We start from the raw sequence: 13846 nt of genomic DNA, 5'->3' as shown, positions 1-13846 counted from the left end.
CGAAGTACTTGTCCTCACAGTGCCCAGATGGACTGAGAATCCACTTAGAGTTCCTTCGAAGCGGACCGAGACTTGCCGTTCGTCTCAGTGTTCTTGATCACCCGTCGGTCCGCGCGCGAGCCGGCCGAACGCATGTCGGGGTCGAACTGCGCCGCCGGCACCGGCGCGGTTCCGTTACCGCCCGGGGTCAGCGGACGGCCCGGCAGCATCACGTAGAACGAGGTGCCCGGCGGGTTGCCGCCCGGCACCGTGTCCTCGACCCGCAGTGCGCCACCGTGTTTGAGGACGACCTGTTTGACGATCGCCAAGCCGAGTCCGGAGCCGGGCATCGCGCGCGCAGCCGTCGAACGGTAGAACCGCTCGAACACCAGCCTGCGTTCGGCTTCCGGTATCCCCGGGCCCCGGTCGGATACGACGAGTTCGGCGTGGACCGGATCCGTCTGGGTCAAGCGGACTCCGACCCGACCACCGGGCGGGCTCCACTTCGCCGCATTGTCAAGGAGATTGAGCACGGCCCGGGCCAGCCCCGCGGCGTCGCCGTAGACCTGCCAGCCGACGACGTTGACGTCGAACTCGATGTCGTTGCGCCGCCGCCGAACTCGCTCGAGGCTGCGGTCGACCACCTCGGCCATGTCGACGGTCTCGTAGACCACCCCGCCCGCTTCGTCGCGGGTGAGGTCGACCAGATCGCCCACCAGCGTGGACAGTTCCTCGATCTGGGCGATCACATCGGCCCGCAGCCCGGCCATCTCCTCCTCGGGCAGCCGGGGCGCGCCCGGCGCCTGCGAGGCCATCAGCAGTTCGACGTTGGTGCGCAGAGACGTCAGCGGGGTGCGCAGCTCGTGGCCCGCGTCGGACACCAACCGCGCCTGCCGTTCGCGCGACTCCGTCAGCGCCCGCAGCATCATGTTGAACGCCTCGGTGAGACGGGCGAGTTCGTCGCTGCCGAAGACCGGGATCGGCCGCAGATCGTCGGTGCGGGCCACCCGTTCGGCCGCCTGGGTCAAGCGGCCCACCGGCCGCAGCCCCGCCCTGGCGACCATCCCGCCCGCGATGGCCGCGACCGCCACCCCGACCCCGCCGACGATCAGCAGCACCGTGCCGAGGCGGCCGAGCACCTGACCCGTCGGCGCCAGGCTCTTGGAGATGAGGAGCGAACTGCCGTTGGTGAGATGCACGGCGAGGATGCGCTGATGGTTCGCCGTCCGCAGCGACAGCAGCAGCTCACCGGAGATGACGTCCTTCTCGGCCTCACCGAGCGGAAGCGTCTGCCCCTGCTGGTTGGCGGTGTAGATCGACCGGCCCGGGTTCACCAGCATCGCGTTGACGTCCGAGTACGCGGTGCCCTCGATCGCCTTACCGGGGTCGGCGGCCAACGAGCCGCTCTCGATCAGCAGGCGCGCGCGGCTGTGCAGTTGGTTGTCGATGTCGTCGTAGAGCGCCCGGGACACGACGGCGTACACGGCGACCGACATCAGCACCACGACCATCGCCACCATCGACATCGCCAGCAGCATCACTCGCCACCGCAACGACAGGGAACTGGTGTTGCGCGGGGGTTTCAGCCGCGACGGTTGAGGTGGCAGGGTCATCAGGGGGGCGTCTCGCGGAGCACGTACCCCACACCGCGCACGGTGTGGATCAGTCGCGGCTCCCCGGACGCTTCGGTCTTCCGGCGCAAATAGCCGATGTACACCTCGAGCGCGTTCCCCGAGGTCGGGAAGTCGAAGCCCCACACTTCCTCGAGGATGCGGCTGCGGGTGAGCACGCGGCGCGGATTGGCGATCAGCATCTCCAGCAACGCGAACTCGGTGCGGGTGAGGCTGATCTGCCGGGACCCGCGGGTCACCTCGCGGGTGACCGGGTCCAGGGTCAGATCGAGAAAGGTCAGCGCCGGGGAATCGGGGCCCTCGTCGGGCGAGGTGCGGCGCAGCAGGGCCCGCATCCGCGCGAGCAGTTCCTCGAGCGCGAACGGTTTGGGCAGGTAGTCGTCGGCGCCGGCATCGAGTCCGGCGACCCGCTCGGACACCGAGTCACGGGCCGTCAGCACCAGGATCGGCAGGTCGTCGCCGGTGCTGCGAAGCTGCCGGCACACCTCGAGGCCGTCGAGCCGGGGCATCATCACGTCCAGCACCACGGCGTCGGGCCGGTTGTTGGCGATCAGGTCGAGAGCTTCGACACCGTCCTGGGCCAACTCGACCGAATATCCGTTGAAGGACAGGGACCGGCGCAGGGATTCTCGCACCGCGCGATCGTCGTCGACGACAAGTATGCGCACAGGCACAGTTTCACCTCAACGCCTGAGAGAGCGCTGAGAGGCGCGCCGCTGACGTCCCGAAGTCGTCTAGCGACGATCGAGGTCGATGAGCCCGAGACGGGCGGCCTTGAGCAGGCGACGAGGCACCTTGTGCTGCTGGCCGGCGACGGTCACACCGACGAGTTCGGTGGGCTTGGCCTTCCACTGCGCGCGACGGCTACGAGTGTTCGAACGCGACATTCTGCGCTTGGGCACAGCCATGATCGAGCTTCTCCTCTGACGGGTACGGGTGCCACGCGAAACCCGATCAAGGGCGGGGCGCCGGCAAGTGCTCTTCAGGATAGCCGGTGAGCTGCGCCGCCTCCAAAACGCGGGCGCTCACCGCCGCGACCTCCGGTCGCGCACCATGCCGACGATGATCGGGGCGCCGAACACGATGATGCTGGCCCCCAGGACGCCCAACCACAGCAATGCGACGTTACCCGAGGTGAAGCCCCACCAGATGCTGCCGAATCCCGCCAGCGCAGTGATGACGATGGACAGCGGGACCACGACCGCGGTCCGACGGTCCGGTTCACGGCCGCTGGCGTGCCGAGGGCGCCGCGTGGGGTCCCTCGGCGGATCCGCGGTCCGACGGAACCCGCTGATCAGCAGATACACGCCGAAAGCCGCGAAGAACCAACCCGCCACCGGCGTCGACGCTCCCCTGCCGGTCTCGCTCAGCGGCGGGCTGAGCCCGATGACGACACCGCCCACCGCCCACACCGCCCCGAACAATGCCTGCGTGACCCACGACACCGGTCAAGTATCTGGGCGGCCCCGGCGGCGCCGGCGCACCAATCGCGCGCGAATCCTTGACGTGGAACCGGCAGTACCGGCTAACCTACCGGTTGGTTGGCCGTCGACGACGATTGGAGCCGGCATGGGAGCACGGGTTGGCTGATCCGGTGCGCATCGGCAACTGCTCGGGCTTCTACGGAGACCGCCTGGCCGCGATGCGGGAGATGCTCACCGGCGGTGAGCTCGACTTCCTCACCGGCGACTACCTCGCCGAACTGACCATGCTCATCCTGGCCCGCGACCGGGCGAAGAACCCCGACCGCGGCTACGCCAAGACGTTCCTCACCCAGCTCGAGGACTGCCTCGGCCTCGCCCTCGACCGCGGGGTCCGCATCGTCACCAACGCCGGCGGGCTCAACCCGGCCGGGCTGGCCGCCGCGGTGCGCACACTCGCCGAACACCTCGGCCTGTCCGTCAACGTCGCCCATGTCGAAGGCGACGACCTGATCGCCCGCGCCGGCGAACTCGGCTTCGGCACGCCGCTGGCCGCCAACGCCTACCTCGGCGCGTGGGGCATCGTCGACTGCCTCGACGCCGGCGCCGACGTCGTGGTGACGGGTCGTGTCACGGACGCGTCGGTCACGCTCGGACCCGCCGCCGCCCACTTCGGCTGGGGGCGCACCGACTACGACGCGCTCGCCGGAGCCGTCGCCGCCGGGCACGTCATCGAATGCGGTGTGCAGGCCAGCGGCGGCAACTACGCGTTCTTCACGGAGCTACCCGACCTCACCCACCCCGGCTTCCCGCTGGCCGAGATCCACGCCGACGGATCGTCGGTGATCACCAAGCACCCGGGCGGCGGCGCGGTCACCGTCGACACCGTCACCGCACAGCTGCTCTACGAGATCTCCGGCGCGCGCTACGCCAACCCCGACGTCACCCTGCGCGTCGACTCCCTGGACCTGAAGGCCGACGGACCCGACCGGGTGCGGATCAGCGGCGTCCGCGGTGAGCCACCACCGCCGACGCTGAAGGTATCGCTGAACAGCGTGGGCGGCTTCCGCAACGCGATGACGTTCGTGCTCACCGGACTCGACATCGAGGCGAAGGCCGACCTCGTGCGCCGCCAACTCGAAGCCGGGCTGACGACGAAACCCGCCGAGCTCGAGTGGACGCTGGCCCGCACCGACCATGTGGACGCCGACACCGAGGAGACGGCCAGCGCACTGCTGCGCTGCGTGGTGCGCGACCCGGACCCGGCCGCCGTCGGACGGCAGTTCTCCTCTGCTGCAGTCGAACTCGCACTGGCGAGCTACCCCGGCTTCCACGTCACCGCCCCGCCGGGCGATGGCCAGGTCTACGGTGTGTTCACCCCCGGTTACGTCGAGGCCGCCGAGGTGCCGCACGTCGCGGTGCACGCCGACGACACGCGTACCGAGATCCCCGCCGCCTCGGACACCCTTGAGCCGGCGCCGGTCGACGAGCCCGCGCTGCCCGAACCGCTGCCGCCGGGACCGACGCGACGGGCGCCCCTGGGTCTGGTGGCCGGTGCGCGCAGCGGCGACAAGGGCGGCAGCGCCAACATCGGGGTGTGGGTGTGCGCCGGGGCGAGCGAAGCGACGGGAAACAAGGCAGATGCGCAGTGGCGCTGGCTCGCGCACACCCTGACCGTCGACCTCCTGCGCGAACTCCTCCCCGAGACCGCCGACCTGCCGGTGACCCGTCACGTGCTGCCGAACCTGCGGGCGGTCAACTTCGTCGTCGACGGCATCCTCGGCCAGGGCGTGGCCTACCAGGCCCGGTTCGACCCGCAGGCCAAGGGGCTCGGCGAATGGTTGCGCAGCCGTCATCTCGAGATCCCCGAGGAGGTGCTGCCCCGGTGAGCATCTGGGACACCCCCGAACGCGACCAGTTGCGAAAGACGGTGCGCGCGTTCGCAGACCGCGAGGTGCTTCCGCACGTCGACGAGTGGGAGCGCGCCGGCGAGCTGCCGCGCGAATTGCACCGCAAGGCCGGTGCGGCAGGTCTGCTCGGGGCGGGTATGCCCGAATCGGTCGGCGGTGGTGGCGGTGACGGCGCCGACGCGGTCATCATCTGCGAAGAGATGCACTACGCCGGCGCCCCCGGCGGAGTGTTCGCCTCGCTGTTCACCTCCGGCATCGCGACCCCGCACATGACCGCCTCGGGCGACGAGCGGTTGATCGACACCTACGTCCGGCCCACGCTGCACGGTGAGCTGATCGGCTCGCTGGCGATCACCGAGCCGGGCGGCGGCTCCGACGTCGGGCACCTCACCACCCGCGCCGAACGCGACGGCGACTCGTATGTGGTCAACGGGGCCAAGACCTACATCACCTCGGGCGTGCGCGCCGACTATGTGGTGACGGCGGTGCGCACCGGCGGCCCCGGCGCCGGCGGGGTGTCACTGCTCGTCGTCGACAAGGGCACCCCCGGATTCGAGGTCACCCGCAAGCTGGACAAGATGGGCTGGCGGTCCAGCGACACCGCCGAGCTGTCCTACACCGACGTCCGCGTTCCGGCCGCCAACCTGATAGGCGCCGAGAACACCGGCTTCCTGCAGATCGCGGGCGCGTTCGTCTCCGAGCGGGTGGGCCTTGCGGCGCAGGCGTATTCGAGCGCGCAACGCTGCCTCGACCTGACCGTGCAGTGGTGCCGCGACCGCGAGACCTTCGGGCGGCCGCTGATCTCCCGGCAGTCGGTGCAGAACACGTTGGCAGAGATGGCGCGCCGCGTCGACGTCGCGCGCGTGTACACGCGCCATGTGGTGGAACGGCAACTGAGCGGGGAGACCAATCTCGTCGCCGAGGTCTGCTTCGCCAAGAACACCGCCGTCGAAGCCGGCGAATGGGTGGCCAACCAGGCCGTCCAACTGTTCGGCGGAATGGGTTACATGGCCGAGTCCGAGGTCGAGAGGCAGTACCGCGACATGCGGATCCTCGGAATCGGCGGCGGGACCACCGAAATCCTCACCGCACTGGCCGCCAAGACGTTGGGATACCAGTCATGAACATGCCGAATGTGCACTCAGCGCGAAAATCGGCCGCGACAATCGCGGTGACTTCACACTCGGCGCCGGAGGCCGCGATATGGCGCTGAAGTCCACGCTCGATCCGTCGTCGCCGGGATACGCCGCGGCCGCCGACGCCATGGCCGCCAAGCTGGCCGAACTGGAGACCGAACACGCCAAGGCGCTCGCCGGCGGCGGCGCCAAGTACGTCGAACGTCACCACGCCCGCGGCAAACTCACCGCCCGCGAACGCATCGAACTGCTCCTCGACCCCGACTCCCCCTTCCTCGAACTGAGCCCGCTGGCCGCCTGGGGCAGCGAGTTCACCGTCGGCGCCAGCGTGGTCACCGGGATCGGCGCGGTCAGCGGTGTGGAATGCCTGCTCGTCGCCAACGACCCCACCGTGAAGGGCGGCACCAGCAATCCGTGGACGCTGCGAAAGATCCTGCGCGCCAACCAGATCGCGCTCCAGAACCGGCTCCCGGTGATCTCGCTGGTCGAGTCCGGCGGGGCGGACCTGCCCACGCAGAAGGAGGTGTTCATCCCCGGCGGGCAGATGTTCCGCGACCTCACCCGGTTGTCCGCGGCCGGGATCCCGACGATCGCCCTGGTCTTCGGCAACTCCACCGCGGGCGGCGCGTACGTGCCGGGCATGTCCGATCACGTCGTGATGATCAAGGAACGCTCGAAGGTGTTCCTGGCCGGGCCGCCGCTGGTGAAGATGGCCACCGGTGAGGAATCCGACGACGAATCGCTCGGCGGCGCCGAGATGCACGCCCGCACATCGGGTCTCGCCGACTACTTCGCGCTCGACGAACTCGACGCCCTGCGGATCGGCCGACGCGTCGTCGGACGGCTCAACTGGCGCAAGCAGGGACCCGCTCCGGCCCCGGTGACCGAGCCGCTGTTCGATAGCGAGGAACTGCTCGGCATCGTCCCGGCCGATCTGCGGATCCCGTTCGATCCGCGCGACGTCATCGCGCGCATCGTCGACGGTTCGGAGTTCGACGAGTTCAAGGCGCTCTACGGGTCGTCGCTGGTGACCGGCTGGGCGCGGCTGCACGGGTATCCGATCGGCATCCTGGCCAACGCCCGCGGTGTGCTGTTCAGCGAGGAGTCGCAGAAGGCCACGCAGTTCATCCAGCTGGCGAACCGCTCGAACACCCCACTTCTGTTCCTGCACAACACGACCGGATACATGGTCGGAAAGCAGTACGAAGAGGGCGGGATGATCAAACACGGCTCGATGATGATCAACGCCGTGTCGAACTCGACGGTGCCGCACCTGTCGCTGCTGATCGGCGCCTCCTACGGCGCCGGGCACTACGGTATGTGCGGACGGGCCTACGACCCCCGCTTCCTGTTCGCCTGGCCCAGCGCGAAGGCCGCGGTGATGGGCGGTACGCAACTGGCCGGCGTCATCTCGATCGTCGGCCGCGCGGCCGCCGAAGCGCGTGGCCAGGTGGTGGACGAGGACGCCGACGCCGCGCTGAGGGCGGCGATCGAGGCGCAGATCGAGGCGGAGTCGCTGCCGATGTTCCTGTCCGGCCGGCTCTACGACGACGGAGTGATCGACCCGCGCGACACCCGCACCGTGCTGGGGATGTGCCTGTCCGCCATCGCCAACGGTCCGATCGAGGGGACGTCGAACTTCGGCGTCTTCCGGATGTGAGGCCGTCGATGCTTGCGATTTCGGCGTGCACGGTCGCGGTGAGCGCAACTGCGCACGCCGAAATCGCCGAGGAGGGGGCACGATGATCACCAGAGTCCTCGTCGCCAACCGCGGGGAGATCGCCCGCCGCGTGTTCTCCACCTGCCGCCGCCTCGGCATCGGCACCGTCGCCGTCTACACCGAACCCGATGCGCAGTCCCCGCATGTCGCCGAGGCCGACGCCCGGGTTCGGCTGCAGGGCAACAACGGCTACCTCGACAGCGCCCAGCTGATCGCCGCCGCACGCGCCGCCGGCGCCGATGCGATACATCCGGGATACGGATTCCTCTCGGAGAACGCCGAATTCGCCGCAGCGGTGTGCGACGCCGGGTTGACGTGGATCGGGCCGCCTGCCGCGGCGGTCGCGGCGATGGGCAGCAAGATCGAGGCCAAGAAGATGATGGCCGCGGCCGGGGTGCCGGTGCTCGACGAACTCGACCCGGCCACCGTGACGGCCGACCGGTTACCGGTCCTGGTGAAGGCCTCCGCCGGTGGCGGCGGGCGCGGGATGCGGGTGGTCCGCGACCTCGGCGCGCTGGCCGGCGAAGTCCAGGCCGCGCAGCGCGAGGCACAATCGGCGTTCGGCGACCCGACGGTGTTCTGCGAGCGGTACCTCGCCGCCGGCCACCACATCGAGGTGCAGGTGATGGCCGACGTCCACGGCACCGTGTGGGCGGTCGGCGAGCGCGAGTGCTCGATCCAGCGCAGGCACCAGAAGATCATCGAGGAGGCGCCGTCGCCTCTGGTCGAGCGCACACCGGGCATGCGCGCCAAGCTGTTCGACGCGGCGAGGCTGGCGGCCGAAGCCATCGGTTACACCGGGGCGGGCACCGTCGAGTTCATGGCGGACGACTCGGGCGAGTTCTTCTTCCTCGAGATGAACACCCGACTGCAGGTCGAGCACCCCGTCACCGAGGCCACCACCGGACTCGACCTCGTCGAGCTGCAACTGCTGGTCGCCGACGGCGGTCGGCTCGACGCCGAACCCCCGCCGTCACGCGGATCGTCCATCGAGGCGAGGCTCTACGCCGAGGACCCCGCGAAGAACTGGCAGCCGCAGGCGGGCACGGTGCACCGCTTCCACGTGCCGCCGACGGTGCGGGTTGACTCCGGCGTCGAAGACGGTTCGGTGGTGTCGATCTTCTACGATCCGATGCTCGCCAAGGTCATCTCGTACGCACCGACCCGCAGACAGGCCGCGGCGATCCTGGCCGACGCACTGGTGCGCACGCGGTTGCACGGGGTCCGGACCAACCGCGACCTGCTGGTCAACGTGCTGCGGCATCCGGCCTTCCTCGACGGGGCGACCGATACGGCGTTCTTCGACACCCACGGCCTGGCCGAACTCGCCGCGCCGATCGGCGACGCCCGGGCGGGCGAACTGTCGGTCCTCGCCGCCGCACTCGCCGATGCCGCCCGGAACCGCAGTGACGCAACGGTGTTCGCGGCCGCACCGAGCGGCTGGCGCAATCTGGCCTCCGGCTACCAGACCAAGCGGTACCGCGACGCCGCGGGCGACGAACACGAGGTGCGCTACCGATTCACCCGCGCGGGTGTGCAATTCGGCGACCACGACGACGTGCGCCTGATGTCCGCGACCCCGCAGCGGGTGGTGCTGGCCTCCGGGGGCGTCGAGTTCCCGTTCGACGTCGCCCGCCACGGTGATGCGGTGTTCGTCGACTCACCGCTCGGGGCCGTGGAATTCGTTGCGCTGCCCCGCTTCCCCGACCCGGAGTCCGCCGTCGCGCAGGGATCGTTGATCGCGCCGATGCCCGGTGCGGTGGTGCGGGTCGGCGCCGCCGTCGGGGACACCGTCAGCGCCGGCCAACCGCTGGTGTGGCTCGAGGCGATGAAGATGGAACACATCCTGACCGCACCCGGTGACGGTGTGCTCGCCGAACTGACCGTCGCACCCGGCCAGCAGGTCGAGGTCGGCACGGTCCTGGCCCGGGTGGAGAGCCCAGAAGGAGACGACACATGACCGGATTCGTGGAGACCGACGAACAACAGGCGCTGCGGCAGGCGGTGGCGGCGATGGCCGCCAACTACGGGCAGGACTACTACCTCGAGAAGGCCCGCGCCGGTGAGCACACCGACGAACTGTGGGCCGAGGCGGGCAAGCTCGGGTTCATCGGGGTCAACCTGCCCGAGGAGTACGGCGGCGGCGGCGCAGGCATGTACGAACTGTCGCTGGTGATGGAGGAGATGGCGGCCGCCGGGTCGGCGCTGCTGATGATGGTGGTCTCCCCCGCCATCAACGGCACGATCATCAGCAAGTTCGGCACCGACGAGCAGAATCGGCGGTGGCTGCCCGGCATCGCGGACGGGTCGATCACCATGGCGTTCGCGATCACCGAACCCGACGCCGGGTCGAATTCGCACAAGATCACCACCACCGCCCGCCGCGACGGTGGCGACTGGATCCTCAACGGCCAGAAGGTCTACATCTCCGGCGTCGACCAGGCGCAGGCGGTGCTCGTCGTGGGCCGCACTTACAGGGAGGGAGTGGCAAAGGCGGAGTCGCTACGACCCGCGCTGTTCGTCGTGCCCACCGATACCCCGGGGCTGACGTGGACCAAGATCGAGATGGAGCTCATCAGCCCGGAGAACCAGTTCCAGGTGTTCCTCGACGACGTCCGCCTGCCCGCCGATGCGCTCGTCGGCTCCGAGGACGCCGCGATCGCGCAACTGTTCGCGGGGCTGAACCCGGAGCGGATCATGGGTGCGGCCAGCGCGGTGGGCATGGGCCGCTTCGCGCTGGGCCGCGCGGTCGACTACGTGAAGACCCGACAGGTGTGGAAGACGCCGATCGGCGCCCATCAGGGTCTGTCACATCCGCTGGCGCAGAACCATATCGAGATCGAACTGGCCAAGCTGATGATGCAGAAGGCCGCCGCGCTCTACGACGGCGGCGACGACGCCGGGGCGGCCGAGGCCGCGAACATGGCGAAGTACGCGGCCGGTGAGGCGTCGGTGCGCGCGGTCGATCAGGCCGTGCAGTCGATGGGTGGCAACGGGTTGACCAAGGAGTACGGCGTCGCGGCGGCGGTGACCGCGTCCCGGCTCGCGCGCATCGCTCCGGTGAGCCGCGAGATGATCCTCAACTTCGTCGCGCAGACCTCGCTCGGCCTGCCCCGCTCGTACTGATGAGCACCCTCGTCCGCTACGCCGTCGACGGCCCCGTCGCCCGGCTGACGCTCGACTCGCCGCAGAACCGCAACGCCCTGTCGACCGTCCTGGTCGAGCAACTGCACGACGGTCTGCGCAGGGCCGCCGCCGACGCCGGGGTGCGGACCGTCGTGCTCGGCCACACCGGGGGCACGTTCTGTGCGGGCGCCGATCTGCGGGAGGCCGCCGGACGGGATCCGGGTGACGTCGCGGTCGACCGCGCGCGGGAACTCACCGGGACGCTGCGGGCGATCCTCGAGTCGCCGGTGCCGGTGATCGCCGCGATCGACGGTCATGTGCGGGCCGGCGGACTCGGCCTCGTCGGCGCCTGCGACATCGTGGTCGCCGGGACGGGCAGCACCTTCGCGCTGACCGAGGCGCGCATCGGCGTCGCGCCGTCGATCATCTCGCTGACGCTGCTGCCGAAGATGACGCCACGGGCGGCGGGCCGGTATTTCGTGACCGGTGAGACGTTCGGCGCGCAGGAGGCCGAGCGGATCGGACTGGCGACTGTCGCGACCGACGACGTCGAGTCAACGGTCGCGGAGCTGGCCGCGCAGATCGGCCGTGGTTCACCGCAGGGGTTGGCGGCCTCGAAGGCGTTGACGACGGCCGCGCTGTTGCAGGCGTTCGACCGCGACGCCGCCGCGCTGACCGAACAGTCCGCCGCGCTGTTCGTCTCCGAAGAGGCGCGCGAGGGCATGCTGGCGTTCCTCGAGAAGCGCCCGCCGAGATGGATCGGCTGACCGGCCACTGCGCGCGGACGGCCCGTCGCGGCGAACAATGTGGTTGAAATCGCAGCAATCCGGAACGGCCGCGGCACATTACACATTCGGCGTCGAATGACGCCATAAGCCCAGCGTACGGCGGCGGACATTTGCCCGGGTCGCGGAGAATCCCCGGAAACTTCGAACAACTACAGGGTTCGCCGTCGCGGGCGAGGGCACAGTTTAGCCAACACTCTTGCATGTGCCAGCGTTCGTCGTAGGCTCATCTCTGATGAGCACACCTGCAACGCCGCGGAACGGTTCGAAGCGCGCTGCCGATACCGATCGGATTCAGGTCGCGCAGTTGCTCACTGATGCCGCGGCGCAGGGTCGCCTCCAGATGACCGAGTACGAAGATCGGTTGACCAAGGCGTACGCCGCCCAGACCTATGACGAACTCGCCTCGTTGAGCGCCGACCTCCCGGGCGCGATGACCACACCGCGCGGCACCGGACCGTGCCGGCCCGCACCGTCGACGATGTTGCTGGCGATCATGAGCGGGTTCGAACGCCGGGCCGGTGGAATGTGCCGCGGCGGCTCACCACCATGGCTCTCTTTGGTGGCGGTGTCGTCGACCTGCGCTACGCGGACTTCACCGCCCCCGAGGTCGAGATCCGGGCGTATTCGGTGTTCGGCGGTCAGACGATCCTGGTGCCGCCGGAGGTCAACGTCGACCTGCGCGGTGTCGCGGTGATGGGCGCGTTCGACCACAGCGTGCCGGGTCAGGGCAGCCCGGGCGCGCCGTGCGTGCGGATCGGCGGCTTCGCGCTGTGGGGCAGCGTCGCCGTCAAGCGCAAGAAGCGCAAGCAGGCCGCCGCCGGTTAATCGGTTTCGTCGCCGCCGGCCGCGTCGCCGGTCTTGTCGGTATTCGCCCCGATCGACGCGCCGGTCACCTTCTTGACCACATCGTTGATCCGCTCGGCGAACCGCTGTCCCGGTCGCTCCTTCGCGGGCGCGTCGCTCTCGTCATCGTCAGACGCGGCGCCGGTGGTGTTCCGCTTCAGATTGGGCAGCAGCGTCTCCGAAGCGTCGTCGGCGAGTGTCGACAGCACGGGCAGCTTGCCGACCTCGTCGACCGGTTTGGTCACGAGCTTGGTCGGCTCGGCGAGATCCTCTTGCGCGGTCTTCGCACCGGCGTCGACTCCGGTTGACGCTGACTCCGGCACACCGTCCAAGGCCGTCAGCGACGAACCCGGCTTCATGGGGCGCTCGACAGTGGGGTCGAGCGGGATCGCCGGGTTGTCCTCCATACCCAGACCGTCGTTGTACCCGGCGTTGACCAGTTCGGTCAGGGTCGGCTCGATGGCATCAGCCACGATGTCACCGCCCGGCAGGAGACGCAGCGGACGGACGAGGGGCAGGCCGTCGGACTCGAACGTCACGTAGGTGGTGGTGCCGGGCACCTCCGTCTTACTGACGATCTCGCCCTCGGAATCCAGGACGTAGTGGTAATGCTTCGCCTCGTCCGACTGGTCCTTCGCCTCTTCGATGATGGCTGGCGGCACTATCGCGGTCTGCTGCGCCCCGTAGCCGTACAGATAGGCGACCAGGCTGTTGCCGAGCGCGAACGGGTTGAGCGGGTCGACCGGGGCGCTCGAGTTGATGTTGTACTCGTACGCCACGTCCAGAACCGGCACACCCAGATCGGTCGGAGTGGGGTCGGCCGACGTCAGCAGCAGCGGCGCGAACGGCGAGTACGTGGTCCAGAAGCCGCCGCCCGCGCGGTTGGTGTTGTTGTCGAGGATGACCAGGTCGATGTTGTCCCGGTCCCCGGGCGACAGCATCCCCAGCGCGGTGCCGGTCTGGCCGGCGCCCCATCCGGACGACAGGACGACGGTGCCCCTTGGATCGTCATCGGCGGCACGTATCGCATCCGCGATGCCCTGCGGACCGAGGAAGAACGGGACGACCTGCTGTTCGCCGTAAAGCGGCGGGTTGGCGTAGTCGGTGCCGTAGTACGTCGTGCCGGCAAAGATCTGCGACGTCGAGTTGGCGGGGGTGATCAGCGCGACCAGGTCGACCGACGGCGCGATGGCGGTCGTCGCGCCGGTCATCAGAGCCGATGACAATCCGGTGGCGCCGACCGCGGCCGCGGCGAGCCCACCGGGTGCCATGAGCCTGGCCATCGACGACCG

Annotated in this window: 11 protein-coding genes and 1 pseudogene; 7 read left to right on the top strand and 5 right to left on the bottom strand. The window is 69.4% G+C overall.

Annotated elements, in window-relative coordinates; all coding sequences use genetic code 11:
- Positions 1-44: 44 nt before the first annotated feature.
- The 4 genes from G6N49_RS00275 to G6N49_RS00260 all read right to left on the bottom strand — a co-directional run bounded on the left by G6N49_RS00275 (position 45) and on the right by G6N49_RS00260 (position 3055).
- Positions 45-1592 carry a HAMP domain-containing sensor histidine kinase gene (locus G6N49_RS00275; protein ID WP_083045377.1) on the bottom strand — a complete coding sequence of 516 codons (1548 nt, stop codon included), beginning with the start codon at positions 1590-1592 and terminating at the stop codon, positions 45-47.
- Positions 1592-2278: a response regulator transcription factor gene (locus G6N49_RS00270; RefSeq protein ID WP_041309847.1), complete on the bottom strand. Its 687-nt coding sequence runs from the start codon at positions 2276-2278 to the stop codon at positions 1592-1594. Before G6N49_RS00270 ends, G6N49_RS00275 begins: the two co-directional genes overlap by 1 nt.
- A gap of 66 nt (positions 2279-2344) precedes the next feature.
- Entirely contained in the window at positions 2345-2518 is a 174-nt protein-coding gene (gene rpmF / locus G6N49_RS00265; protein ID WP_011561680.1) for a 50S ribosomal protein L32, read from the bottom strand.
- A 117-nt stretch (positions 2519-2635) separates the two neighbouring features.
- Positions 2636-3055, bottom strand: a complete 420-nt coding sequence (locus G6N49_RS00260) for a hypothetical protein (protein ID WP_064872390.1) — start codon at positions 3053-3055, stop codon at positions 2636-2638.
- A 149-nt stretch (positions 3056-3204) separates the two neighbouring features.
- Between G6N49_RS00260 and G6N49_RS00255 the strand changes: the two genes are divergently transcribed.
- The 7 genes and pseudogenes from G6N49_RS00255 (at position 3205) to G6N49_RS00225 (ending at position 12536) form a co-directional block, all read left to right on the top strand.
- A complete protein-coding gene (locus G6N49_RS00255; RefSeq protein WP_110807732.1) occupies positions 3205-4920 on the top strand; it encodes an acyclic terpene utilization AtuA family protein in 1716 nt (571 codons plus the stop codon).
- Positions 4917-6065: an acyl-CoA dehydrogenase family protein gene (locus G6N49_RS00250; protein WP_083045376.1), complete on the top strand. Its 1149-nt coding sequence runs from the start codon at positions 4917-4919 to the stop codon at positions 6063-6065. Before G6N49_RS00255 ends, G6N49_RS00250 begins: the two co-directional genes overlap by 4 nt.
- A gap of 79 nt (positions 6066-6144) precedes the next feature.
- Entirely contained in the window at positions 6145-7737 is a 1593-nt protein-coding gene (locus G6N49_RS00245; protein WP_064916942.1) for an acyl-CoA carboxylase subunit beta, read from the top strand.
- Between the two features lie 82 nt (positions 7738-7819).
- Positions 7820-9757, top strand: a complete 1938-nt coding sequence (locus tag G6N49_RS00240) for an acetyl/propionyl/methylcrotonyl-CoA carboxylase subunit alpha (protein WP_083045375.1) — start codon at positions 7820-7822, stop codon at positions 9755-9757.
- On the top strand, positions 9754-10923 hold the full coding sequence (locus G6N49_RS00235; protein WP_083045374.1) for an acyl-CoA dehydrogenase family protein: 1170 nt from the start codon (positions 9754-9756) through the stop codon (positions 10921-10923). The genes G6N49_RS00240 and G6N49_RS00235 overlap by 4 nt, the downstream gene beginning before the upstream one ends.
- A complete protein-coding gene (locus G6N49_RS00230) occupies positions 10923-11690 on the top strand; it encodes an enoyl-CoA hydratase family protein (RefSeq protein ID WP_011561687.1) in 768 nt (255 codons plus the stop codon). Before G6N49_RS00235 ends, G6N49_RS00230 begins: the two co-directional genes overlap by 1 nt.
- A gap of 253 nt (positions 11691-11943) precedes the next feature.
- A pseudogene (locus G6N49_RS00225) lies at positions 11944-12536 on the top strand (DUF1707 SHOCT-like domain-containing protein).
- On the opposite strand, the gene G6N49_RS00220 reads toward G6N49_RS00225, so the two are convergent.
- Positions 12533-13837, bottom strand: a complete 1305-nt coding sequence (locus G6N49_RS00220; protein ID WP_235679467.1) for a PE-PPE domain-containing protein — start codon at positions 13835-13837, stop codon at positions 12533-12535. The pseudogene G6N49_RS00225 and the gene G6N49_RS00220 overlap by 4 nt on opposite strands.
- Positions 13838-13846 lie beyond the last annotated feature (9 nt).

It is taken from the genome of Mycolicibacterium monacense, assembly GCF_010731575.1.
Classification (GTDB): Bacteria; Actinomycetota; Actinomycetes; order Mycobacteriales; family Mycobacteriaceae; genus Mycobacterium; species Mycobacterium monacense.
The sequence above is the reverse complement of the archived record's forward strand: the minus strand, read 5'-3'. Positions and strand labels throughout refer to the sequence as shown.